This window comes from Curtobacterium sp. L1-20 (assembly GCF_048755855.1).
Classification (GTDB): Bacteria; Actinomycetota; Actinomycetes; order Actinomycetales; family Microbacteriaceae; genus Curtobacterium.
In genome coordinates, this window is sequence record NZ_CP151473.1 from 261,466 (window position 1) to 285,191 (window position 23,726).

Genomic DNA, 23,726 nt, shown 5'->3' on the forward strand with positions numbered 1-23,726 from the left:
CGCCGCCGCCTGTGACCCGGCCCGGTGACGGCCGGGAGGCGCGGTGCGGGCCCGCACCGCGCCTCCCGTCAGGGCGTCAGGCCCGTCGGCGGGGCCGACGTCGGCGCGCCACCAGCAGGACGCCGCCGGCGGCGATCGCGAGGACCGCGATCAGCGCGCCGATGCCGAGTCCCGCCGCGCCCGTGAAGGCGAGCTCGCCGGTCCGCCCCGGAGCGTCCCGCACGGGTGCCGGGTCGACGGCACGCATCGGGTCCGTCGGACTGGCGGAGCCGGGGACCGCCACCACCTGCGTGGTCGGGGACCCGACCGTCGCCACGTTGGTGATCCGGTCCGGTGCGTCGTCGGCGACCGCGACGGTGACCTGCAGGGCCACGCTCCGGCCGACCGCGAGCGCGTCGGTCAGCGTGCAGGTGACCGACTGCCCGGTCGTGCACGTCGCCTCACCGCCGTCGTTCACGCTCACGAGCGTGAGCCCCTCCGGCAGGTCGTCGGTGACGACCACGGGGCCCGGGTCCTCCGTGAGGCCGTCGTTGCGCACCGTGATCGTGTAGCCCACGGTCTTCCCGCGGACGACCTGACCGGTGTGGGTCTTCGTCACCGACAGGCTGGACGCGGGGTCGACCGCGAGCTCGTCGTCGGTGTCGTTGTCGGCGAGGGTCGTCTCCGTCGTGCTCGTCGCGACCGTCGCGCTCGGCTGCACGCCCGGGTAGGCCGCCGCCGTCGGCGTCTGGTGCACCGTGATGGCCGGTGCGAGCGAGCCGGCGGGCAGCGTCCCCGCGAGGGCGAAGGACACCGTGGTCGAACCGTCCGCAGCGTGCGTCACACCGGTGACCGTCCACGCCGGATCGGCCTCGGTCGACACGTACGTGAGGCCCTTCGGCAGCGTGTACGTCGCGTTGACGGCCACGGCGTCCGACAGCCCGGCGTTCCGGACCTGGATCGTCTCCGGCAGGTCCTCGCCGATGACGGCGGTGCCCTCGTGGCCGATCGTGATCGCGACGTTCGCCACCTCGTCGACGGCGAGCGGGCTGGTCACGGGCGCCTCGTTCGTCCCGGTCGGCGGGGGCGTGCCCTGTCCGGTGATCACCGCGCGGTTCTCGACGGTGCCCGCGGTGTGTCCGGAGGCGACCTCCGTGGTGATCCACAGTGCCGGGGCATCCGTCCCGGCGACGATCGTCGTCGGGAGCGAGCACGTGACCAGGGTCGCGTCGGTGGTGCCGTCGCACATCCACACCGAACCGTCGCTCGAGGCTCCGGTGAAGGTGAGGCCCACGGGCAGCTGATCGGTGACGACCGTGGTGGGCTGCTCGTCGGACGGGCCCTCGTTGCGGACCTGGAGGAGCCAGACCTGCTGGGCACCGGCCGTGACGCGCTTCGCGGCGGTGGTCGACCCGACCTTCGTGACCGGGGTCTTCGTCAGGCCGAGCGTCGCGTGCGTCGTGACCGAGACGTCGTCACCGGCGGTGTCGTCCGCCGGATCGGTGTCCGGCGTCGCACTCGCCACGGTGGCGGTGTTCCGCAGGGTGCCGGCGGGGGTGCCGGAGGCGATCGAGGCGGTCACGTGGAACACGGTGCTCGCGCCGGTCGCGAGGGTGCCGGTCGACCACGTCGCCGGGTCGCTCCCCTGCTGCCAGGTGGCGTCGTCCGTCGTGACCTCCGTCACCGTCATGCCGGCGGGCGGGGTGTCGGTCCAGGTCGCGTGCTGCGCGTCCGAGGGGCCGTCGTTCGCCACGACGACGTCGTAGGTGACGGTCGTGCCGGCATCGGCGCTCGGGGCGCTCGTGCGCTGCTTGGTGATCGACAGGTCGGCGTGCGTGGTGACGTCGACCGTCGCGGCGTCGTGCACGACGGCTCCGTTCGCCGTGATCGGCGAGGCCGTCGCGGTGTTCACGATCGACGACCCGCGGAACGACGCCGGGACGTGCACCGTCAGGACGATCCTGTTCGGGTTCGTGGCCCCGGCGGCGATGCCGTCCGCGCTGGAGAGCGTCAGGACTCCGCCCTCGTCCGACTCGAGCGTCCAGTGCTCCCGGGTCTCCGCGGACAGTCCGCGGAACTCGACGCCGGCAGGCAGGGTGTCCTGCACCCGGACGCTCGGCGTGCTGCCGTCACCGGCCGGCAGGTCGGACGGGCCGGTCGGGTTCGCGACCGTGATCGTGTACGTGACGTCCTTCCCGGCGTCGACGGTCTCGACGTCCGCGGTCTTCGTCACGGACAGGTCCGCGGTCTGCGAGGCGTCGCTGCGGGCCTGGTCCTCGGCGGTCGCAGCGTTGTCCGCGGTGACCACGGCGGTGTTCACCAGGGTGCCGGTGAAGGACGACGGGGTGGTCACCGTCATCGTGAACGTCGTGCTCCCCCCGGCGGCGAGCCTGCCGTCGAGCACACAGGTCACCTCGGTGCCTTCGGCCGCCGGGGCCGTGCACGTCCAGCGGCCGTCGGTCTGCGTGATGGTGTCGGTCGCCTCGTCGACCGGCGCGTCCGACCGGAGGCGCGTGCCTGACTCGAGGGTGTCCGATACCCGGACTGCGCGGGCGTCGGCCGTCCCGGTGTTCGTCACGGTGACGGTCCAGTCCGCCGGGTCGCCGGCCACCAGGCCCTCGGAGCCGAAGGCCTTGTCGATCGTCAGCGAGGTCGTGTCGTCGACCGCGGTGGTCGCCTTCGAGTCGTCGTTCGACGACGTGGGGTCGGTCGTCTTCGTGGTGTCCACCGCGACCGCGGCGGTGTTGACGATCGCCTGTGCAGCGGTGACGTCCGGGTGCACGGTCGCGGTGACGGTGATCGCTCCGGCGGTGGTGCCGGCGGCGAGGCCGTCGCGGGTGCAGGTCACGGTGTCGTCGTCCGTGTCACAGGTCCACGCGGGGTCGGTCGAGGTCGCGCCGACCAGCGTCACGGTGTCGGGCAGCGTGTCGGTGACCGTCACCGTGCCACGGGCGTCCGAGACGCTCTGGACGCTGGCGTCCTTCCGGTTCTGCACCGAGAGGTTCCACGAGATCGTCCGGCCGGCCTGGGCCTGCTCGGAGGGGCCGGTCTTCGTGATCGCGAGGTCGGCGATCGCGACCGGGGTCACGCTCGCGGTGTCGCTGTCGTTCCCGGCGTCCGGATCGAACGTCTGGCCCGTGCCCTGGTGGATCGTGGCGGTGTTGCGGATCGCGGCGAGCGGCGCGTTCGCGGGCAGGGTCAGGGCGACGTCGAGCGCGGGGAACGAGCTGCCCGTCGCGACCGTGGCGCCGTTGACGCAGGACCACGTGCCGTCCGCGGACGTGCAGGTCCATCCGCTGCCCGTGAAGGCCAGGGTGGCGCCCGTGGGCAGGCCGGTCGGTGCGTCCACCACGGTGGTGCCGTGGGCCGCGTCGTCGCCGGTGTTCGTCACCGTGATGGTCCAGGCCTTCGCGGTGGTGGCGCCGGCGACGACCTTCGCCGTCGTCGCGCTCTTCGTCAGCGAGAGGTCGGCCGCGTCGATCCGGGCCGTGGCCGTCGCGTCGTCGCCGCCGCCGGGGTAGGACACGAACGAGCCGTCGCCGCCGTCGTACTCGGTGCCGCCGGAGGCGTCCGTGACGGTCGCGGTGACGTGGTTCGTGTGCTCGACGCCGCTGCCCGCCCCGGGCGTCTCGGCGGCAGCGTCCGCCTCGGGGGCCGCCCGGTAGTGCAGCGTCATCGTGGCGTTCGCGCCGAGCGCGCCGAGGTCTGCCCACCTGAGAGTGCTGCCGGTCACCGTCGGGTCTCCCGCCGGAACCGCGGCTCCGCCGTCACGGACGAGCGAGGCGCTGCCGGCGACGTACTCCCAGTTGGCGGGCAGGACGTCCTTTGCGGAGACCGTCGTCGCGGCGCTGCCGCGGTTCGTGAAGGTCACCGAGAAGTCCGACGCGACGCCGACGTACGAGAGTCCACCGACGGTGTCGTTCGACTTCGCCACGGCGACGTCCGGGAACGCCGGGGTCACGCTGGCGCTGTCCGTCGCGGGCTCGTAGGTCGCGCCGCCGGCCGGGAGGCTGCTGTACTGGCCCGTCGAGACGGTGTTCACGAGCGGAGCACCGCTGAGCGAGACGTCGTCGTCGAGCGTCGCCCGGTAGGTGTGCTGCACGGATCCCCCGGCTCCGGCGACCGCGGTGGTCGGCCAGGTGATGACGCCCCCGCCGCACTCCGCCGAGCCGGTGCGCAGGGAGCCGCCGTCCGAGACCGAATCGCCGTCGACCACGATCCCCGCGGGCACGCAGTCGGTGACCGTGGTGTCGTAGGCCGGCGAGGCAGTCGCGGCGTTCCTCACGGTGACCGTGTAGCGGACGGTCTGACCCGGTTCGACGGCGAGGGTGTCACTCGTCGTCCCGAGCACCGTGGCCGTCTTGTCGATCGTGAGCGACGGCGCGACGACCGTGGCGTTCGCCGGGTTCGACGTGGCACTGCCGTCGGTCGGGGCCGTGCCCTTGGCCGACTTGTCCCACGCGAAGGTCGCGGTGTTCGCCAGCGCCGTGCCGGCCGTCGAGCTCGTCGCCACCCGGACCGGGACGTCGACCGTGACGACCACGGCCTGCGGGCGGCCGGTCGCGATGTCGCTCAGGCCCAAACGGACCGTGTTCGTCGCGGCGTCGACGGTGGCCGTCGTCGTGACGGTGCGGTCCGACGCCGTGGCCGTCGGGTCTCCGTCGACCGTCAGGCCGGCCGGGAGCGCGTCCGAGAGCCGGGCGTCGAAGACGGCCACGTTCGCGGGGATCGTCGCGGTGATCCGGTAGCTGGCGGCGTCACCCGGGCGCACCGGGAGCGCGGTCCGGTTCGTCGGGTCCGTCGTCGCGGGCGTGCCCGCGGCACCGTCCGTGTTCGACCAGGTCGGGGCGGTGAGCTGCTTCGTCACGGTCGGGGACGCCACCGTGATGGTGTCGTCGGCGCTGGCGGTCTGCACGTAGGTCGCGCCGGCCGTCGCGTAGTCGGTGTCGAGGCTCGAGCCCACGACCTTCGCGGTGTTCGCGTAGCTCGTGCCCGCCGGTGCCTCGTCAGCGAGGGTGCCGGTCACCGTGATGGCGGTCGAGGCGCCGGGGGCCAGCGTGCCGACGCTCCACGTGTGCAGGGTGCGGTCCGTCCCGCACGTGCCGAGCGCATCGCGCTGCGCCTGGGTCGGGGTCACCTCCGGTCGCGACGAGCCCGTGAACTGCAGGGACGACGGGAAGCAGTCGGCGACGAGGACGCTGCGGGCGTCGGTCGTGGTCGACGTGTTCGTCGCGGTGAGCGTCCACGTCACGACGTCCTGGCCGGAGACGACGGCGCCGTTCCGGTCGTCCGTCTTCGTGATCGCGAGGTTCGGGGCGTCGACGCCGACCACGACCTGCTTCGTCGGAGCGACGGACGCGCCCGTGACCGGGTCCGTGCTGCGGAAGGTCGCCGTGTTCGTGACCTTCGCGGACGAGAACGTCGTGCCGTCGGACTTCGGGTACGCGCCGGTGCCGGCGGAGACCGCGAGCCCGGAGACCGTCACCGAGAAGGTCACGTCGCTGCCGGTGGTGTTGTCGAAGACCGCGGGGAACACGATCGCACCCGCGCCGGCGTCGGTGTTGGTCGTCGCACCGCCCGTGAACGTGAAGTCCTGGCCGCCGTAGCTGACCGTCGTGTCCCCGTCGGTCACGCCGCGCGTCGCTGCGTTCGCTGTGCCGGGCAGGCTCAGCGTCCACGTGGTCGCGCTCGTGGTCTGCAACCCGGCCACCTTGGTCAGCGGATCGACCAGCGACGCGGCTCCCACGCTCGTGCCGGCCTTCACGGTGACGGAGTAGGTGTACTTGACCGGCTGCCCCGGCACGGCGTTCAGACCGGAGCGGTTCGTCGCGCCGCCGTCGGTTCCGCCCGTCTTCGCGACCACGACGGGAGTGATCGTCACGGTGCGCTGCGCGTCCGCCGTGGTGGCCACGAGCTGCGGACCGGTGGCCCCGGACGCGTGCGTGCTCGTCCCGGCGACAGGGGCGGGCACCCAGGTCTGGGCCGTGCCGGTGTCGGCCGTCGTGTCGAACCGGACGACCGAAGCCGAGTTCTTGTAGGCGGTGCCGGCGAACGACCGGGCGGGCACCTGCATCGTGTAGAGGAGGTCCTGCGTCGCGCCGGAGGCGATCGGGCCGACGCCGGTCCAGACCACGAACGACCGCTTGGAGAACGTCGACGAGGCGCCGGTCGGCGGGGTGTCCGTGCACGTCCCGCTGCTCGCTGACGCATCGACCGCGCTGCACGCGATGCCTGCGGGCAGGGCGTCCCAGACGGCCACGTTGCTGATCGGGTACGAGCCGCCGGTGCCGGTCGGGTTCGTCACGCTGACCTTGTACTGCAGCACCTGTCCCTCGGTCGTGTTCGCCGGGTTCGGGTTCGCGGCGAGGCTGGCGGCGTCCTTGCCGGTCTGCACGATGTTCTTCGCGAGGGTTGCGGTCGCCGGGCCCGCCACCCGGTAGTTCGCGGAGGACCGGAGGCTCGTGACCGAACCGGCGGTGTTCTGCTGGGCGAACTTCATGAGGTTCGCGGTGATGTCCGGCGTGGTGGCACTCGACCCCGACTTCGCGATCCGGGCGGCCACGTACAGCACGACCGTCGCGCCGGACGTGTCGCCGTCGACGTAGGTGCCACCGTTCGCCGGGGACCCGATGGCGAACGACGCCATCGACGTGCTCGAGCCGGTCAGCTTCACCTGTGCGGCCGGGACGGTGCTCTCCGAGCCGTACGCCCAGTCCGTGCCCTGGACCCACTGGGCAGCGGACGCCGTCGTCCCGACGGGGAGCATGTCCGTCACGGTCGCGTTGCGGCTCTGCACGCCGGCGGGGAAGGTGACCTGCAGTCGGAAGCAGACGAGGTCGTTGACGGTGAACGGGTCGGCAGGCGTCGTCGACGAGTAGGTCCCGGTCGAGGCAGCGCAGTCGGCCGCGCTCGTCACCGGCGAGGTGGTGCTGCGCGGCAGGACCGACTTCGCGATCTGCGGGCTGTTCGAGGTGATCGTGGCCCGCGAGTCGTCGACGACCTTCTGCGTGCCGGTGTCGCCGTGCACACCCGTGGAGGTCCCTGCGATGGCGACCGTGTTCGTGAAGTCGTCACCCGCGGCGGTCGGACCGGCGCTGCCGGTCACGGAGTAGCTCTGCCGCATGAGGGCCTTGTAGGTCACGGTCGGCGCGGCGTCGGTGGCCTGGTCGGCGATGTGGAAGCGCACGGTGAAGGTGCCCGCCGAGGCGGAGTACGCGACGGAGTCCACCGTCGCCCCGGTCATCTGCTGGTCGAGTCGCGCGTCCTTCGCAGGGTCGCAGTCGGCGGGGACGGCACCGGTGGTCGGCGTGCCCGCGGGGAAGGCCGGGCACAGGCCGTCCGGGATCGTGTCGGTGAGGGCGATGCCCGCCGACGACTCGTACTCGCTCGTGCGGATCAGCAGCGAGTAGGTCGCGAGCCTGTCCGCGGCGAAGCTCGTCGGCGTGACGCTCTTCGCCACGGCGAGGTCCATCGCCTCGACGGTCAGGGAGTCGGTCGCCTGCTGCGCCGCCGAGGCGCCGGCGCCGACGGCACCGGTGTAGGTCCCCTGGGCATCGACGAGGTTGGTCAGGCCGTGTCCGTTCGAGGTGCTGTCCGTGGTGTCCTGCCGCGTGGACGCGCCGTTGTTGTTGTCGAGGTCGGCGGCCTGCCCGAGCGAGGCGGCGGACGGCGCCGTGGTGGTGGTCGCGGGCCGGCCCGGCTGGCCGGCGAAGGACATCGTGTTCTCGCGGAACGGGACCGCGGCGAGGTACGTGATCCTGACGGTGGCGCCCTTCGCGAGGTCACCGAGGTTCCAGACGACCTTCGTGAAGACCGAGGAGCCCTGTCCGGGCACGGAGTCCACCGTCTCGACGCTCTGCGGCGTCCGACAGTTCGTCGCGTCCCACGTGCCGGTCGCTCGTGACGGGGTCGTGTCGGTGAGCGCGGGTGCCCCGGCGTACTCGGCACCGGAGGTGGTGTTGTCGATCGCACCGCACTGCAGGAACTCCAGTCCTGCGGGGAGGTGGTCGGTGACCAGGACGCCGTTGGTCGGAGCCTGCGCGGTGTTCTTCACCGTGAGGGTGTAGACGGTCGGGTGCGCGTGCACGCCGCGGACCAGCTCGTACTCCGGGCTCTGCTCGCCCTTCGAGACGCTCAGGGCTGACACCGTGGTGGCATTCGACTGTGCTGATGCCGCGTTGATGCCGGTGCCGGCGGTCGGGGTCCCCGTCGCGCCGAAGACCGGCAGCGTGCGCGCGTCCGTGCTGGCGGCGACCTGGGCGGTGCCCGCGAAGGAGGTGCCCACCGGGAAGGTGCCGTCGGAGGACTGCACCGAGAAGGAGATCGACTTCTGGTCCCCCGCGACGAGGTCCGACACGTTCGACCACACCAGCAGCATGCCGCCGCCCTGCGCCGCGGACAGTGTCGCGATCGCGGGCTCGCCGGTCTGCGTCCCCGCAGACCCGGCCACGTACGTCGCGCCGACCGGCAACCGGTAGGAGTAGCCGAGGTTGTAGAGCGCTGTGCCGCTCCCGGCGCCCGTGGTGTTCTTCGCCGTGATCGTCACGCCAGCGGGGGCACCGTTCAGCACCGAACCGTCGGCCTGCACGGATGCCGAGACGAGCGAGTCCGCCGCCTGGGTCGGTGCTGCGACGGCGAACACCGAGAGGAGTGCGGCGAGGAGACTCACGACCACCGCCATCGCGACGGCGCGCGGACGGGCGGGGAACAGGGCAGGGCGCATCGGGGAGTGCTCTCGGGTCGTCGTCGGATGACGCCGAGCGCAGGGCAGCACGATCACACCGAGGGCAGGGATCCCCCGGGTCGAGCTGCGGCGGTGTTCGGGTCACCACGGGAGGCCGGTTCAGCCTCGCGACTCCACGGTATCCAGGTGCGGTTTCCCGCCGCTGCACCCACTCCGGGGTACACCAGCGGTCCCCCACAAGCACGACCGCCCCCGGAACACAGAACGGGGCCGGACCCGAAGGTCCGACCCCGCTCGTGCAGGTAACCGGAGTTACTTGGTGATCTCCTCGACCGTACCGGCGCCGACCGTACGACCACCCTCACGGATGGCGAAGCGGAGGCCCGGCTCCATGGCGATCGGCTGGATGAGCTCGACGGTCATGGAGACGGTGTCGCCGGGCATGACCATCTCGGTGCCCTCGGGCAGCGTGATGACGCCGGTGACGTCCGTGGTGCGGAAGTAGAACTGCGGGCGGTAGTTCGCGTAGAACGGGTTGTGACGCCCACCCTCGTCCTTGGTCAGGATGTACGCGTTCGCCTTGAAGTCCGTGTGCGGCGTGACCGAACCGGGCTTGACGACGACCTGGCCGCGCTCCACGTCCTCGCGCTTGAGGCCACGGATGAGCAGACCGGTGTTGTCACCAGCCTCGGCCTTGTCGAGCAGCTTGCGGAACATCTCGATGCCCGTGACCGTGGTCTTCTGCGTCGGGCGGATGCCGACGATCTCGACCTCGGAGTTGAGGTCGAGCGTGCCACGCTCGACACGACCGGTGACGACGGTGCCACGACCGGTGATCGTGAAGACGTCCTCGATCGGCATCAGGAACGGCTGGTCGGTGGCGCGCACCGGGTCCGGCACGGACTCGTCGACGGCGGACATCAGGTCCTGGACGGACTTGACCCACTTCTCGTCGCCCTCGAGCGCCTTGAGCGCCGAGACCTGCACGACGGGGGCGTCCTCGTCGAACTCCTGCGAGCCGAGCAGCTCGCGGACCTCGAGCTCGACGAGCTCCAGGATCTCCTCGTCGTCCACCATGTCGGACTTGTTCAGCGCGACGACGATGTAGGGGACGCCGACCTGGCGGGCGAGCAGCACGTGCTCACGCGTCTGGGGCATCGGGCCGTCGGTGGCGGCGACCACGAGGATCGCGCCGTCCATCTGCGCCGCACCCGTGATCATGTTCTTCACGTAGTCGGCGTGGCCGGGGGCGTCGACGTGCGCGTAGTGGCGCTTGTCGGTCTGGTACTCCACGTGGGAGATGTTGATCGTGATACCGCGGTCGCGCTCCTCGGGAGCGCTGTCGATCTGCGCGAAGTCACGGGCCTCGTTGAGGTCCGGGTACTGGTCGTGCAGAACCTTGGTGATCGCCGCCGTGAGCGTCGTCTTGCCGTGGTCGACGTGACCGATGGTTCCGATGTTGACGTGCGGCTTGGTGCGCTCGAACTTGGCCTTGGCCACTGGGGTCCTCCTCAGGACTCGGAAGCGTCACCCCCGACCGGCCCCAGTGGGGCACGGGTTCGTTGGTGCGCGGTGTGTGTCTTTACTTTACTTGGTGGCGAGGGGCCCGTCGCCGGGCGCCCCCGCCTGTGGAGGAACGCTGGAGCGTTACTCCCCCGCGTTCTTCGCGATGATCTCCTCGGCGACCTTGGCCGGGACCTGGCTGTAGGTCTCGAAGGTCATCGAGTAGACGGCACGACCAGAGGTCTTCGACCGCAGGTCGCCGACGTAGCCGAACATCTCGGACAGCGGCACGCTCGCGCGGACCACCTTGACGCCGGACGCGTCCTCCATCGAGGCGATCTGGCCACGACGGGAGTTCAGGTCACCGATGACGTCGCCCATGTACTCCTCCGGAGTACGGACCTCGACGGCCATGATCGGCTCGAGGATCGCCGGACCGGCCTTGCGGGCCGCTTCCTTGTAGGCGATCGAACCGGCGATCTTGAACGCCATCTCGGACGAGTCGACGTCGTGCGCCGCGCCGTCCTTGAGGATGGCCTTCACGCCCACGGTCGGGTACCCGGCGAGGATGCCGACCTGCATGGCGTCCTGGATACCGGCGTCCACCGACGGGATGTACTCGCGCGGGACGCGACCACCCGTGACGGCGTTCTCGAACTCGTAGACCTTCTCGGCCGTGACCTCCATCGGCTCGAGCGCGATCTGCACCTTCGCGAACTGACCGGATCCACCGGTCTGCTTCTTGTGGGTGTAGTCGTAGCGCTCGACGACCTTGGTCAGCGTCTCGCGGTAGGCCACCTGGGGCTTGCCGACGCTGGCCTCGACCTTGAACTCACGCTTCATGCGGTCGACGAGGATGTCGAGGTGGAGCTCGCCCATGCCCTTGATCGTCGTCTGACCGGTCTCGGCGTTGAGCTCGACGCGGAACGTCGGGTCCTCTTCGGCGAGCTTCTGGATGGCCGTGGAGAGCTTCTCCTGGTCGGCCTTCGTGTTCGGCTCGATGGCGACCTCGATGACCGGCTCCGGGAACGTCATCGACTCGAGCACGACCTGGTTGGTCGGGTCGCACAGGGTGTCACCGGTGGTGGTGTCCTTGAGGCCGATGACCGCGTAGATGTGGCCGGCGGTCACGTTGTCGACCGGGTTCTCCTTGTTGGAGTGCATCTGGAAGATCTTGCCGATGCGCTCCTTCTTGCCCTTGGTCGAGTTGATGACCTGTGCACCGGACTCGATCGAGCCGGAGTACACGCGGACGTAGGTGAGGCGACCGAAGAACGGGTGCACCGCGACCTTGAACGCGAGGGCGGAGAACGGCTCGGAGGCATCCGGCTTGCGGATGATCTCCTTCTCCTCGTCCTTGACGTCGTGGCCGATCATCGGCGGCACGTCGAGCGGGGACGGGAGGTAGTCGATGACGGCGTCGAGCATCGGCTGGACACCGCGGTTCTTGAAGGCCGAGCCGCAGAGGACGGGGTAGACCTCGGACGCGATCGTCAGCTTGCGGATCGCAGCCTTGATCTCGTCCTTGGTGAGCTCCTCGCCACCGAAGTACTTCTCGAGCAGGGCGTCGTCGGTCTCGGCGACGCGCTCGATCAGCTTCGCGCGGTACTCCTCGGCACGGGCCTGGAGGTCCGCGGGGATCTCCTGGACCTCGTACTGGGCGCCCATGGTGACATCACCCTTGGCGTCGCCCGGCCACACCTTGGCGTGCATCTCGATGAGGTCGACGATCCCGACGAAGTCGTTCTCGGCGCCGATCGGGAGCTGGAGCACGAGGGGCTCCGCACCGAGGCGGTTGACGATGGTGTCGACGGTGAAGTAGAAGTCCGCACCGAGCTTGTCCATCTTGTTGACGAAGCAGATGCGCGGGACGTCGTACTTGTCCGCCTGACGCCACACGGTCTCGGACTGGGGCTCGACGCCCTCCTTGCCGTCGAACACGGCGACCGCACCGTCGAGGACGCGGAGCGAGCGCTCCACCTCGACCGTGAAGTCCACGTGTCCGGGGGTGTCGATGATGTTGATCTGGTTGTTGTCCCAGAAGCAGGTCGTCGCGGCCGACGTGATCGTGATGCCGCGTTCCTGCTCCTGCGCCATCCAGTCCATCGTGGCGGCGCCGTCGTGGACCTCACCGATCTTGTGCGTGATGCCCGTGTAGAACAGGATGCGCTCGGTCGTCGTGGTCTTGCCGGCATCGATGTGCGCCATGATGCCGATGTTGCGGACCTTGTTCAGGTCGGTGAGCACGTCCTGTGCCACAGGGTTCCTCCGGAAGAGTTGTAGGAGAGGTTGGCGTCCGTCCGGGGCGCCGACGGTTCATGACCACCGGCGCCCGGACAGGGCCGGGACTACCAGCGCCGGGCTTACCAGCGGTAGTGGGCGAAGGCCTTGTTCGACTCGGCCATCTTGTGCGTGTCCTCGCGGCGCTTGACCGCGGCGCCGAGACCGTTCGACGCGTCGAGGATCTCGTTCATCAGACGCTCGGTCATCGTCTTCTCGCGACGGGCCTTGGCGTACGAGGTGAGCCAGCGGAGCGCGAGGGTGTTCGCGCGGTGCGGCTTGACCTCGACCGGGACCTGGTAGGTCGAGCCACCGACGCGGCGGCTGCGGACCTCGAGGGTCGGACGGACGTTGTCGAGCGCCTTCTTGAGCGTCGCGACGGCGTCCTGCTGGTTCTTGGCGGAAACGCCTTCGAGTGCGTCGTAGACGATGCGCTCGGCGAGGCCCTTCTTGCCGTCCAGCAGGATCTTGTTCACGAGCTGCGAGACGATCGGTGCGCCGTAGACCGGGTCTGCGACGACGGGACGCTTGGGGGCGGGACCCTTACGAGGCATTGGCTCAACCCTTCTTCGCGCCGTAGCGGCTACGCGCCTGCTTACGGTTCTTCACGGCCTGCGTGTCGAGCGCGCCGCGGATGATCTTGTAGCGGACACCGGGGAGGTCCTTCACACGACCGCCGCGCACGAGCACCATCGAGTGCTCCTGGAGGTTGTGGCCCTCACCGGGGATGTAGGCCGTGACCTCGGTACCGTTCGAGAGCTTCACACGAGCGACCTTGCGCAGTGCCGAGTTCGGCTTCTTGGGGGTGGTGGTGTAGACGCGGGTGCACACACCACGCTGCTGGGGGTTCGCCTTCAGTGCCGGCGCCTTGGTCTTGGTGACCTTCGGCGAACGACCCTTGCGAACGAGCTGCTGAATAGTAGGCAACTGTTCTCCTGGTCCTGCTCGTGTCCTCTGGCCGGCGCGGACCGCCGGCTTCCTCGTCCCACGCTGATCACCGCCTGACGGCGGACGACGAGTGGGGGACGGATCCCGGTCGGCCGAGGGCCGGACCGGTTTTTTCGGGCGCGCCTTAGGGCGCACACCCGGAAGAGACTACCCGCGTCACACAGCGAAATCAATCCGGGCGCGTCGCCCTGGAGGCCCGTGGTGACCGCCCTGGGCGAACACCCGTCGTCCGCGTCCGCACCGTGCGCGCAGGGCGCGACCGTCCACCCGGCCGGCCGTCCGTCGCGGACCCGCGCCGCGCCTCCAGGCCGACCACGGCGGGGCCGCCGGACGGGCCGCGGATCAGGTCCCGGTGTCGCTCGAACCGTTGCCGATCGCCGACCGGAACGTCGCGCCCTGGTCGGTGAAGCCGGTGATGTAGCCACTGGCGTTGACGTTCATGGGCCCGGCCGTCGCGGTGCCCACCCCACCCGGCCCGGAGATGTCCGCCGTGAACGTCGCGCGGCCGAACGTCGTGGTCGTGACCAGCCAGCCGGACGAGACCCACCCGCCGACCGAGACGGCGGGACGGGTGTCGAGGGTCCACTTCTGGTTCGTGTACGTGTAGGCGGGGTCCTCGCCGTAGGCGTAGAAGCTGCACCCCTTCGGCGACGCCTCGGTCGACGCGATGCAGCCGTTCACCCAGGCGTCGACGGCGGCCTTGGCGGACTGCTCGCCGGCGGCCGTGAGCTTCGTCGTCATCGAGACGGGTGTCGAGACCTCGTCGCCGAAACCGGACACCGTCGCCGTCGACGCGTCGGCGGCGAACCACTTGCCGCCGTCGAGCGCGACCGCGTACGTCCCGGGGAGGGCCGTCAGCTCGGCCGTGCCGTCCTTCGAGGTCGTCACGGCCTGCCCGCCGACCGTCACCTTCGCTCCGGACGGCCCCTGGACGCGGACGTCGACCGACCCGAGCGCCGGCGCCTGCAGCTTCCAGACCGGGAACACGCCCCACTCGGTCCCCGTCTTGTCCAGCGTGAACGTCGACGAGACGTCGCGCCCGTCCTGCTTGAGGTACGCCGTGACCGTCGCGGTGTCGCCGTCGTCACGGGTCGCTGCGATGCGGTACCCCGTGACCCGGCCCGTCGCCTTCGCGTAGGCCGCGTCGGTGAGCAGGACGTCGCCCTTGTCGCGTTCGATCCCCGCGGCCTCGACCGCGTCGTCGACGCGACCGGCCGTCAGGTCGTCGAGGAAGGCCCGGACCGGGCGGTCGGCGGAGTGCTCCGCCGTGCCGATCGAGTAACCGACCACACCGGTGACGGCGAGGAGCACGATCACCGCACCGCCGGCGACGAGACCGACGAGCCCACGGCGTCCGAGCCGTCGGCGCGGCCGAGGCGCGGGAGCGGTCCCCTCGAGCGGAGCGTCGCGCGTCCCGCTGATCGCGTCGACGGTCGGGACGGCTCCCCAACCGTCGGGCTCGTGCTGGTCGGTCATCGGTCCCCCGTCGCGGTGCTGGCGTTGCTGCCAGGATCCTACCGCTGGGCCCCGTCGTCCCCCGGCGCCGGCACCGACGGCGTCCGGGCCTGGTGCCGGGCCGCAGCGATGCCGCCGATGACGCACAGCAGCGCCACCACCACGGACCCCACGACGAACGGCCCGAGCGCGTACCCGGCCGGGAACACCAGCAGCTCCGTCGGGTCCGAACGCACCAGCGTGTACCCGACCGCGCCGACGCCGAGCATGACGAGGTAGGCGGTCGCGGCCGCGACGAGGCCGGTGACGCCCGGGTTGCCCTCGCGGGCGCCGACCGCCGTGGCGAGGAAGACCACCGCCGCACCGCCGAGCACCATGGCCGGACCGAGGTACGGGGTGGCGTCCGGCTGCGAGATGACCTCGACGTCGGCGAGCAGGGCCTCGAAGCCCGTCACCGCGATGACGAGCGCGATGAAGAGCACCGACGTCATCGTCGCGATCAACCACCGGGACATGCGGCGATCGTACCGCTGGTGGCTCAGGCGGTGGCGGAGTCCGCGCGCTCCGGCTCGGACGGTGCCGCGTGGGTGGGCCGGACCGCGTGGAGCGTCTCGGTCCCGTCGGCGGGATCCTCGTGCTGCTCGGCGTGCTCCGCGTGCTGCTCGGCGGGCTCCGCCTGCTGGTCGGCGTGCCGCTCGTCGGCGTGCTGCTGGTCGACGCGTTCCTGGGCCGCGGCCACGAGGGCCAGGGCGATGGTCGCGGTGATGACCGGGAGGGACTCGGTCATGGGGGCGGCAGCGGTGGGGGCTTCGGCGGCGTGCGTCTCGGAGCTCGCGTGCGTCGCGGCCCCGTCCGTCATCGGGGCCGTCTCGGCCGGGAGGCGCGTGTCGGCCCCGCCGTCGGCGCGCTCCCCCGCCTCGTGGTCGCGGAGCGCCGGCCCGATGACGGGCAGCACCGCCGTGGTCGCCGCTGGCTCGGCGTGGAGGACCGACGGCTCGGCGGCCGGGACGCCGCGCCTCGCGGCGCGACGCGCCCGTCCCATCCGGACGAGCACCACGACCGCGACGACCGCCCAGATGCCGTTCACGATGGTCGAGGGGATGGCGTGGTGGGCGGCGACGTTGATGGCCACGGCGAGACCGCCGACGAGGTTGAACAGCTGGTACAGCGGGCCGTTCGGCAGCCTGCCGGTCGAGAAGAGGATGTAACCAGCTAGGACGGTTACGGCTCCGAACCAGCCGAGGAACTCGACGATTCCGTACAACACGCGCGACTCCGGGCACGACGAGGGACGGCCATTTCGAGCGGCCGTCCGAGAGGGGGATGAGCAGCCGCGATCGCGGCGTCAGGAGCATCGTACGCACGGCGACGGGCGTCACGGAAGTGGTGTCGGCGTGGCGTGTCACACCCCAGTGGGAGGGGCGTCCGGGTGGGGCGGGTCAGCCGTTGGTGGCGGCTGCCGCGGGCGTTGTCGAGGTGCGGTCGAGCACGTAGACGGACCCACCGAACGTCCACGTCGACGTACCGCTCACGGCACCGTCGTCGCCGCTCTTCTGCGCCGAGGAGATCGTCGTGACGAGGAACAGCCGCTGTCCGTTCTGCACGCCCTTGACGAAGGACAGCGCCTGGTCGAAGGTCCCGTCCACCGCGACCGTCACCGGGATGACCGAGAGGTTCTGTCCTGTGATCGCCGCGTTGGTGACGGCACTCGGCGCGGTCGGTGCCGCAGGGACGGCGGATGCCGACGGGGTCGCCGACGGCTGCGCCGAAGCGGCTCCCGTGGCGTTGCTCGAGGGCGCTTCCGCTGCAGCAGCAGGTGCGTAGGCCGTGGCGTCACTCGCCGTGAACGAGGACACCTTCATGCCAGCGGCCGCGGCGAGCGCGTTCAGCTCGTCGATGAACGGCGGGATGCTGGCAGTGTCCGGGACCGACGTGGAGAGAGCCGTCAGCTCGCGCTTCATGGCCGGGAGCTTCGCAGCCTGTTCACGGAGGCGCCCGAGCTCGGCCCGGCTGGAGTCGTTGGTCTGGCTGACGGTCTGGGTCTGAGCGCGGGCTGCCGCGGCCTGCGCGAGCTGGGGCTGGACCGCGAGGAAGAACCCTCCGACCGCGACGACAGCCATGGCGAAGACAGCGAGCAGGAGGCTGAGTCGGGTGCGGGACATCGATCAGCCCTTCTTCGCGTCGTCGGCGTACTTGCCGTCGAACGCCTTCTCGTCGAGGTGGATGGTCATGTTGACGGCGTACCCGGAGCCATCGTCCGCGAGGGCCACGGAGTTCGCGTTGGCATCGACGAAGCCGGGGACGGTCCCGACCGCCGCGAGCCAGTCCGGGATGGAGGGGAGTGCCGCGCTCTTGGCGTCGAACGTCAGCGTGGCGATGCGCTGCCCCTGGAGCGGGTCGTCCGACTGGGCGTACGCCTCGGTCGCGGAAGCAGAGTCCACCGTCACACCGGTGATCTGCACGCCGGCGGGGAGTTTCGCCCGGACGGCCTGCAACGTCGCGGACCAGTCCACCTCGGTGGATCCTCCGACCTGCTGCGCCGCTCCGAGCAGAGCGCTCTCCGCCTCGGTGGTCCTGACGTCGCGGTACTGCCCCTGCTGCTGCAGGAGCGTCGTCGTCTCGCTCTGCGCAGCCACCAGGTCTTGTTCGGCGGACATCCGCTCCGTCGTCGCCCATCCGGCGACGAGCCCGACGCCCACCGCGACCACGACGACGCCTGCCCACGCCCGGCGACCCGTTGCCCGCTGCCGTCGGTTCGCGTGGACCTCGGGAGGAAGGAGGTCGACGCGCGGCGCTCCACCGATCACGAGGACGCGATCGTTCCGTCGCGACCGAGCAGGCTGCGGACCGCTCACGGGAGCGGCCGCAGCGCCGCGGCCGGCCTTCGGCACACGGCGGCGGTTCTTCGTGGGGTTCTCGATCGTCTCGGTCATGCTGCGCGGCCTCCGACCGCGAGGCTCCAGGCGACGGAGATCGACGCCGATCGTTCACGGAGCAGTTCCGGCGTCAGCCCCCGTGCTGTCCGAGCGGACACGAACGGGTCGCCGAGCGCCACCGGGAGCCCGGACACGTCGCCGAGACCCTCTCGGAAGCCCGGGAGGCTCGCGCCGCCTCCGACGAGCACGACACCGCGGACGACGTCGTCCGGTCGCGTGTTCGCGTAGTAGGTGACCGTGTTCCGGATGCTCGTCATGAGCTCCCCGACGGTCTCACGCGTCACGGCGAGCGCACGGGCGTCGTCCGGGGTCTGCGTCCGGCCGACGATGCCGAAGTGGCGCTTCACGGCCTCGGCGTCCGAGAACGGGATCTCGAGCCGAGCCGCGATGGTCTTCGTCACGTCGTCGCCACCGGTCGGGATGATCCGGACGAACTTCGGGACACCGTCGTGAGCGACCACGACGGACGTCGTGTTCGCACCACAGTCGACGATGACCACGGTGCCCGATCCGGCGACGCGGGGCGCCAGGACGCGGGTGAGCGCGAAGGGGATGAGGTCGACGCCGACCGGGTTCAGGCCTGCCAGCTCGGCGGCCCTGACGTTCGCCAGCACGGCGTCCTTGATCGCCGCGACGAGGAGACCGTGCACCACGGGACCCGCGTCGCCCATGCCCTCGCCGGTGGGGTAGAAGTCCAGGATCGCGTCGACGACCGGCACCGGCAGCATGTCCTGCACCTGGAAGGGCAGGGACTCCCTGATCTGCGCGAGGGGTGCCCGCGGCACCGTCAGGTCTCGGGAGAGCACCCGCTGGTTGCCCATGCCGAGCACGACGTCCTTCGTGCGGAACCGGCCGATGGACCAGAGCTCGCGGAACGCCGTGGCGACGGTGTTGGCCTCGAGGACTTCACCGTGCTTGGTCGCGTCCATCGGGACCGGCACCTCGGCGACGCGGAGGATGGTGGGCTGCGCCTTCGCGGCGTCCGCGACCTCGACCGCGCGGATGGTCTCCGCGCCGATGTCGATGCCGACGATGTTCTTCGCCATGTCGAGTTCCTTCCGGTCGCGCAGGGCAGTGGTGGGGGCGGCTCGTCAGACGAGACCGAGCAGGTGGAGGTAGGCGTCCCAGATCGGGGCGCCCACGAACGCGCCCACCCACGCGCCGAGGAGCATCCACGGTCCGAAGGGGATGCCGGTCGATCGGCCGGCTCTCCGGACGGCGAGGAGGACGATGCCGAAGGTACCTCCGAGGAGGAACGCGCCGAAAGCACCCACAGTGAGGGGTCCCCATCCGAGGTACGCGAGCACCAGCCCGAGCACGCCCGCCAACTTCACGTCGCCGAAGCCCATTCCACGCGGTACGGCGAGAGCGAGCACCAGGTACACGCCGCCGAGCACGGCCATGCCGCCGACCGCGCGGATCAGCGCTGCCCAGTCACCGGTGAGGGCGCTGGCCACGGTGAGGAGCACGATCAGCACGGGGTACATGGGCAGCACGATCCGGTTCGGAAGCGTGTGCGTGTCGACGTCGATGAGCGCCAGCGCCACGCTCGCAGCCATGAGGTAGAGCAGCGCCGCGAGCAGCACGATCTGCCCGACGAATGCCGGACCCGACGTCCCCGTCTGCGGCAGGAACCGGAGTCCGACCAGGAGGAACAAGCCGGCCGTCACGGCCTCCACGATCGGGTAGCGCGTCGAGATCGGCTCGCTGCAGCTGCGGCAGCGCCCTCGGAGCGCGATCCAGGAGACGACGGGGATGTTGTCGACACCGCGGATCCCGCTCCCGCACCGCGGGCACGCCGACGGCGGAGCGACAACGGACAAGCCTGCCGGCACCCGGTACACGACGACGTTGAGGAACGATCCGACGGCGAGCCCGAACGCGCCGGCAAAGACCGCGAGGGCCACCGTGAGCGAGGGGAGCGAGCTCGTCACGAGACCGGCGCCCCGTTCGCGTCGTAGGCCGTCTTGGACTCGACCTGGGTGGCGACCCGGTAGGTCGTGACGGTCGGTTGCGGGAACTTCGGTGGGGTGTACGTGGCGAGACTGGAGTCGAACGAGTAGGACTTCGTGTACCCCTGGCCGCTGGCCAGGCCGACCGCTCCTCGGAAGTTCTGCGCGATCGATCCGCTGACGGACAGGGTGCCCCGGCCTGACGCCGAACCGCGCGTCCAGTTCTGCACGACGAAGGTCCCGGTGTTCGAGAGGATCGCGGCGTCGATCTCTCGACCGCTCGGCAGGATCGCGCCGTTGCTCGAGTTGATCGGGTTCCACACCCAGACCGCCCGCTGCCCGATCAGTCCGAGGACCGTCGATGCGCTGCGGTTGGCCGGGTACGTGATGTCGCCGGTGACGTAGAGGTAGTTCTCCGCAGCGATGGTGACAGCCTTGTCGACGGTTCCCTGCACGAACGCGTCGCCACGATCGCAAGCGTACGGACTGGTCACCTTCTGTCCGTCGCCGGCAGTCGGGTCCGTCTCCGAGTTGCTCGTGGAGGAGCCGACGTAGGGGAACCCGACGCCGTTCGGCTTCAGGGTCGTCGCACCGCTGGCCGTTGCCGTCGCGTCGCAGGCCGTCGCGACGGTCTTGAGGGTCGGATCGCCCTTCCAGTAGTTCGGGTCCTGCGTCGAACCGGCGGCGCGGGCGTTCGGCTCGTTCTGCACGTAGATCAGGTTGTTCTTCGGGATCGTGACCCGTGCACCGGCGGCGCTCCGCAACGCGGTGGGCGACCCGCACTTGGTGGCGGCTGCCCCCGAGTCCGGGTTCACGCCGTTGATCACCGCCCCGGAGACGGCCGTCGCACCGGTCACCTGGGTCGCGATCGTCATGGGTGACCGGACGGTCATGGTGCCGTCACCGTTGAAGGTGATCTTCGTCGGGCCGGTGTACAGGCAGCCGACCCCCTCGACGGTGCTGGTCGTCGAGGACAGGTCGGAGCGCGTGAAGTCGCGGAGGTCGCCGATGGTCGCCGGAGGGGTCAGCGTGGAGGAGGTCGTCGGGTTGGAGGCGTACCGGCCGACCGTGCAGCCGCTGCTCGACACGCCGTAGACGCTCTGCACCGTGCTCTGGAACTGCGCCCCGCACACCTTGATCTGGTCGTTCGACCGCACCGGGCCCCGGAGGACGTCGCCCGAGCCGAACTGGATCTGATCGCAACTCGTGCTCGTCGCCACCGGGCGGTAGGCCGACGTGCACAGTGCGGAGCTCCCGGTGGAGGCCTTCTCGTTCGTGACCGTGGGATCGCCGGACTCGTAGTTGGTGAAGTACAGGTAGTTCGAGAAGCCGTCGGGGCGGACGTTCGCGACGACGGTCCGGGTCGTCGTTCCCGACCGACCCGTCGACTGGAGACGGATCACGCCCTGGGACGACAGCTTGCTGTTGTCGACGGCGTACCGGAACGAAGCGTCGCTCGCGGAGCCGTCCCCGGTCGGGACGGAGACCCACGGCTGCCCGGAACGGTAGTTGAAGGCCGGGTTGTCACCGGTCCCCTTCGTGAACGTGCTGCTCGATGCCGCACTGAACGGTGCACTCGACTGCCCGTAGTTGCCGTACGTGTTGTCCGCGTTGAGGCGCGACTGGTAGTCGGCCACCCCCGCGTACGCCGCGGCGATGGCGCGGTTCCACGATCGGTCGGTCGACGTGACGGTCGCACCCGAGGTCGCGATGGCGACCATGGTCGCCACGAGGAGCATGACGACCGTGCCGATGCCGACGACCGCGACGAGGGCGATGCCCCGCTCGTCGTCGTGCGCACGGACGGCGCGCAAGAGGCGGATCACGAGGACGCTCCCATCACGATGTTCGGCATGCTCGCGGTGTTCGTGAGCGTCACGGTGTTCGGGTCCGTCGAGCTCGCCCCGACGCTGACGGTGACGGTGACGGTACGGATGTTCGGCAGATCGGTCGCCGCCACGGGAGAAGTCGACGACCCGAGCACGTTGCCCGAGGCGTCCTGGAAGGTGAACGCGGCGCTGTTCGTGACCGACGACGCGAGCGTCCGCCTCGACGTCGGCGCCGCCGACAGCGTCGACCCGCCGGCGAGGGGGAACGTGTAGTACGACAGGTTGCCGGACACCGCCGTACCGGCCCACTTCGTCTCGGTCAAGCGCTTGGTGGCCGGGTCCAGGGTCAGCTGCACCTGGACCGGCTGCGAGAGCGTCGAGTCGAGGTTGACGTACGCGAAGAAGCGGACCGACGTGGCGCTCGCGTACTGGAAGGCGTACTGGGAGTCGTCCCCCGTCGGCACCGGGTTGTCGGTGGCGGCGCGGAGGACACGCCCCATCTCGTTCATCGCGACCGAGGCGGCCCGGGTGTTCTGACTCACCGATCCGGCGGTCACCGACGCCTTCTGCGACGCGACGAGGAACGAGCCGGCGATGGTCAGGACGACCAGCGAGAGGCTCATCGCGACGAGGAGTTCCGCCAGGGTGATGCCCCGTTCGTCTCGGTGGGCACGGACCGCTGCTCGTCGGATGGCGGTGATCACGACGTCGGCACCGTTCGCGGGTCGAGCGTCACGACGTTGCCGCTGGACGACACCTTGAGGTTGCTCACGTCGGGGTTCGAGGAGATGGTCTGCGAGTTGCTGCTCAGGAGGCCGAGCAGGCTGGTGGACCCCCGGAGCGTCCACGTTCCGAACGGCAGGGCGACGGTCGTCTTCGTCGCGGCCGACATCCCCGTGAAGTAGTAGGTGGTCGTGGGCGAGCACCCGGGGTCGCCGTTCCCGACCGCGCTGGTGTTCTTGACCGTCGCGACGAGGACGGTGTCGAGACCGCTCATCTTCACGTCGAACACACCCATCGGAGCGCGAGCAGTCACGGTCAGCGGCGTCGTCGGGTTGTACCCGGGTGTCGAGCCGTCCGTCGCGTTGAAGATGTTGGGGGACGTGGCGAGGTTGTTCGCGGTCGGCCACGCTGTCGGGTCCACGTTCTTGCAGGTGTCCGAGTAGGTGCCGGCGATGGCTGTCCAGGGGTAGGGGAAGAGGGTCGCCGTGGTCGTCGAGGACGTCACGAGCGTGTCGTTGTACCGGTAGGTCATCGGGAGGGTGGTCGGCAGCTTCGCGGCGACGCCGTCCTTCAGGTTCAGGGGGCCGCCCGCGGTCGCGGTGACCGCACGGTCGAACAGGAAGGACTTGTTGCCGACCCCGCCGGCGACGGTCGCGACACTCGCGTCCGGGGTCGCGTCACCGGTCGTGTCGATGTTGCCGGCCTTCGCGATCGTCACCTTGTAGGTGCCGGGGGTGACGCCCACGGCGTAGCTGCAGCCGTTGGCGTCCGTCGCTGCCGGAGGGTTCGACAGGCTCGTGGCGCCGCCGGACACGGGGGTGATCGTGACCGCGACGCCGGTGTTGGGTCCACCGGTGGCCGTACGGACCCCGATGACGATGGTGGAGGCCGTCGCGCTCGACACCGCGGACGACGGAGCGATCAGGGTGTCGAGGACGACGTTCTTCTGCCGCGGCGAGGTCCCGCTCGTCCACGAGACGGTGATCGCGACGCGCTTGTACGCGAGCACCCCGGAGCCTGCTCCGCACGAGTTGTCAGATCCGTCCGAGTTGATCCAGTTCGTGGTCTGCTTGATCGTGTAGTCCTGGTTGCCGACCCGCTGCGCTGAGGTGTCGTCGTCCAGGGTGAAGACGTCCTTGGTGCTCCGCGCGGCGTCGAGCGCCTGGTTCGCCAGGTTCAGCGCGGCTTCTCGAGAGCGGTTGTCCTGCGTGAGGTACAGGGTCGACACGATCCCGGCTGCCACGCCCGCGGCGATCATCGCGAAGACCGTCATCGCGACCATGACCTCGATGATCGAGAAGCCCTCATCGGACTCGCGCGCCGCGCGGAGGCGGTCGACGATGCGCAACAGCATGCTCAGCCTCTCTCGTGTGCGCGGTGATCGTAGGTGGTGCAGAGACGGGCCGTGACGAAGGTCACGGCCCGTCTCTTCATCACT

At 70.4% G+C, this 23,726-nt stretch carries 15 protein-coding genes; all 15 read right to left on the reverse strand.

Features of this window, described 5'->3' with window-relative positions:
- Positions 1 to 76 precede the first annotated feature (76 nt).
- The gene (locus AAEP86_RS02720; protein ID WP_420369015.1) at positions 77 to 8,701 is read right to left on the reverse strand and encodes an isopeptide-forming domain-containing fimbrial protein; all 8,625 of its coding nucleotides are present in this window, start codon (positions 8,699 to 8,701) and stop codon (positions 77 to 79) included.
- A gap of 273 nt (positions 8,702 to 8,974) precedes the next feature.
- Positions 8,975 to 10,162, reverse strand: a complete 1,188-nt coding sequence (gene tuf / locus AAEP86_RS02725) for an elongation factor Tu (protein ID WP_420369016.1) — start codon at positions 10,160 to 10,162, stop codon at positions 8,975 to 8,977.
- A gap of 147 nt (positions 10,163 to 10,309) precedes the next feature.
- Positions 10,310 to 12,424, reverse strand: a complete 2,115-nt coding sequence (gene fusA / locus AAEP86_RS02730) for an elongation factor G (protein WP_420369017.1) — start codon at positions 12,422 to 12,424, stop codon at positions 10,310 to 10,312.
- Between the two features lie 104 nt (positions 12,425 to 12,528).
- Complete coding sequence (rpsG, locus tag AAEP86_RS02735) at positions 12,529 to 12,999, reverse strand: 30S ribosomal protein S7 (RefSeq protein WP_058728452.1); 471 nt, start codon at positions 12,997 to 12,999, stop codon at positions 12,529 to 12,531.
- Between the two features lie 4 nt (positions 13,000 to 13,003).
- Entirely contained in the window at positions 13,004 to 13,372 is a 369-nt protein-coding gene (gene rpsL / locus AAEP86_RS02740) for a 30S ribosomal protein S12 (protein ID WP_071292552.1), read from the reverse strand.
- 363 nt (positions 13,373 to 13,735) lie between these two features.
- The gene (locus AAEP86_RS02745; protein WP_420369018.1) at positions 13,736 to 14,869 is read right to left on the reverse strand and encodes a hypothetical protein; all 1,134 of its coding nucleotides are present in this window, start codon (positions 14,867 to 14,869) and stop codon (positions 13,736 to 13,738) included.
- A gap of 38 nt (positions 14,870 to 14,907) precedes the next feature.
- A complete protein-coding gene (locus AAEP86_RS02750) occupies positions 14,908 to 15,363 on the reverse strand; it encodes a DUF6121 family protein (RefSeq protein WP_420369019.1) in 456 nt (151 codons plus the stop codon).
- 23 nt (positions 15,364 to 15,386) lie between these two features.
- A complete protein-coding gene (locus AAEP86_RS02755) occupies positions 15,387 to 16,115 on the reverse strand; it encodes a CBU_0592 family membrane protein (RefSeq protein ID WP_420369020.1) in 729 nt (242 codons plus the stop codon).
- A gap of 172 nt (positions 16,116 to 16,287) precedes the next feature.
- A complete protein-coding gene (gene pilO / locus AAEP86_RS02760) occupies positions 16,288 to 17,010 on the reverse strand; it encodes a type 4a pilus biogenesis protein PilO (RefSeq protein ID WP_420369021.1) in 723 nt (240 codons plus the stop codon).
- Between the two features lie 3 nt (positions 17,011 to 17,013).
- Positions 17,014 to 17,781: a hypothetical protein gene (locus AAEP86_RS02765; protein ID WP_420369022.1), complete on the reverse strand. Its 768-nt coding sequence runs from the start codon at positions 17,779 to 17,781 to the stop codon at positions 17,014 to 17,016.
- Positions 17,778 to 18,830 carry a type IV pilus assembly protein PilM gene (gene pilM / locus AAEP86_RS02770; RefSeq protein ID WP_420369023.1) on the reverse strand — a complete coding sequence of 351 codons (1,053 nt, stop codon included), beginning with the start codon at positions 18,828 to 18,830 and terminating at the stop codon, positions 17,778 to 17,780. Before pilM ends, AAEP86_RS02765 begins: the two co-directional genes overlap by 4 nt.
- Before the next feature lie 45 nt (positions 18,831 to 18,875).
- Complete coding sequence (locus AAEP86_RS02775) at positions 18,876 to 19,718, reverse strand: prepilin peptidase (protein ID WP_420369024.1); 843 nt, start codon at positions 19,716 to 19,718, stop codon at positions 18,876 to 18,878.
- The gene (locus AAEP86_RS02780; RefSeq protein ID WP_420369025.1) at positions 19,715 to 21,562 is read right to left on the reverse strand and encodes a hypothetical protein; all 1,848 of its coding nucleotides are present in this window, start codon (positions 21,560 to 21,562) and stop codon (positions 19,715 to 19,717) included. The genes AAEP86_RS02775 and AAEP86_RS02780 overlap by 4 nt, the downstream gene beginning before the upstream one ends.
- Positions 21,559 to 22,269 carry a PulJ/GspJ family protein gene (locus tag AAEP86_RS02785; RefSeq protein WP_420369026.1) on the reverse strand — a complete coding sequence of 237 codons (711 nt, stop codon included), beginning with the start codon at positions 22,267 to 22,269 and terminating at the stop codon, positions 21,559 to 21,561. Before AAEP86_RS02785 ends, AAEP86_RS02780 begins: the two co-directional genes overlap by 4 nt.
- Positions 22,266 to 23,642, reverse strand: a complete 1,377-nt coding sequence (locus AAEP86_RS02790; RefSeq protein ID WP_420369027.1) for a prepilin-type N-terminal cleavage/methylation domain-containing protein — start codon at positions 23,640 to 23,642, stop codon at positions 22,266 to 22,268. The genes AAEP86_RS02785 and AAEP86_RS02790 overlap by 4 nt, the downstream gene beginning before the upstream one ends.
- Positions 23,643 to 23,726 lie beyond the last annotated feature (84 nt).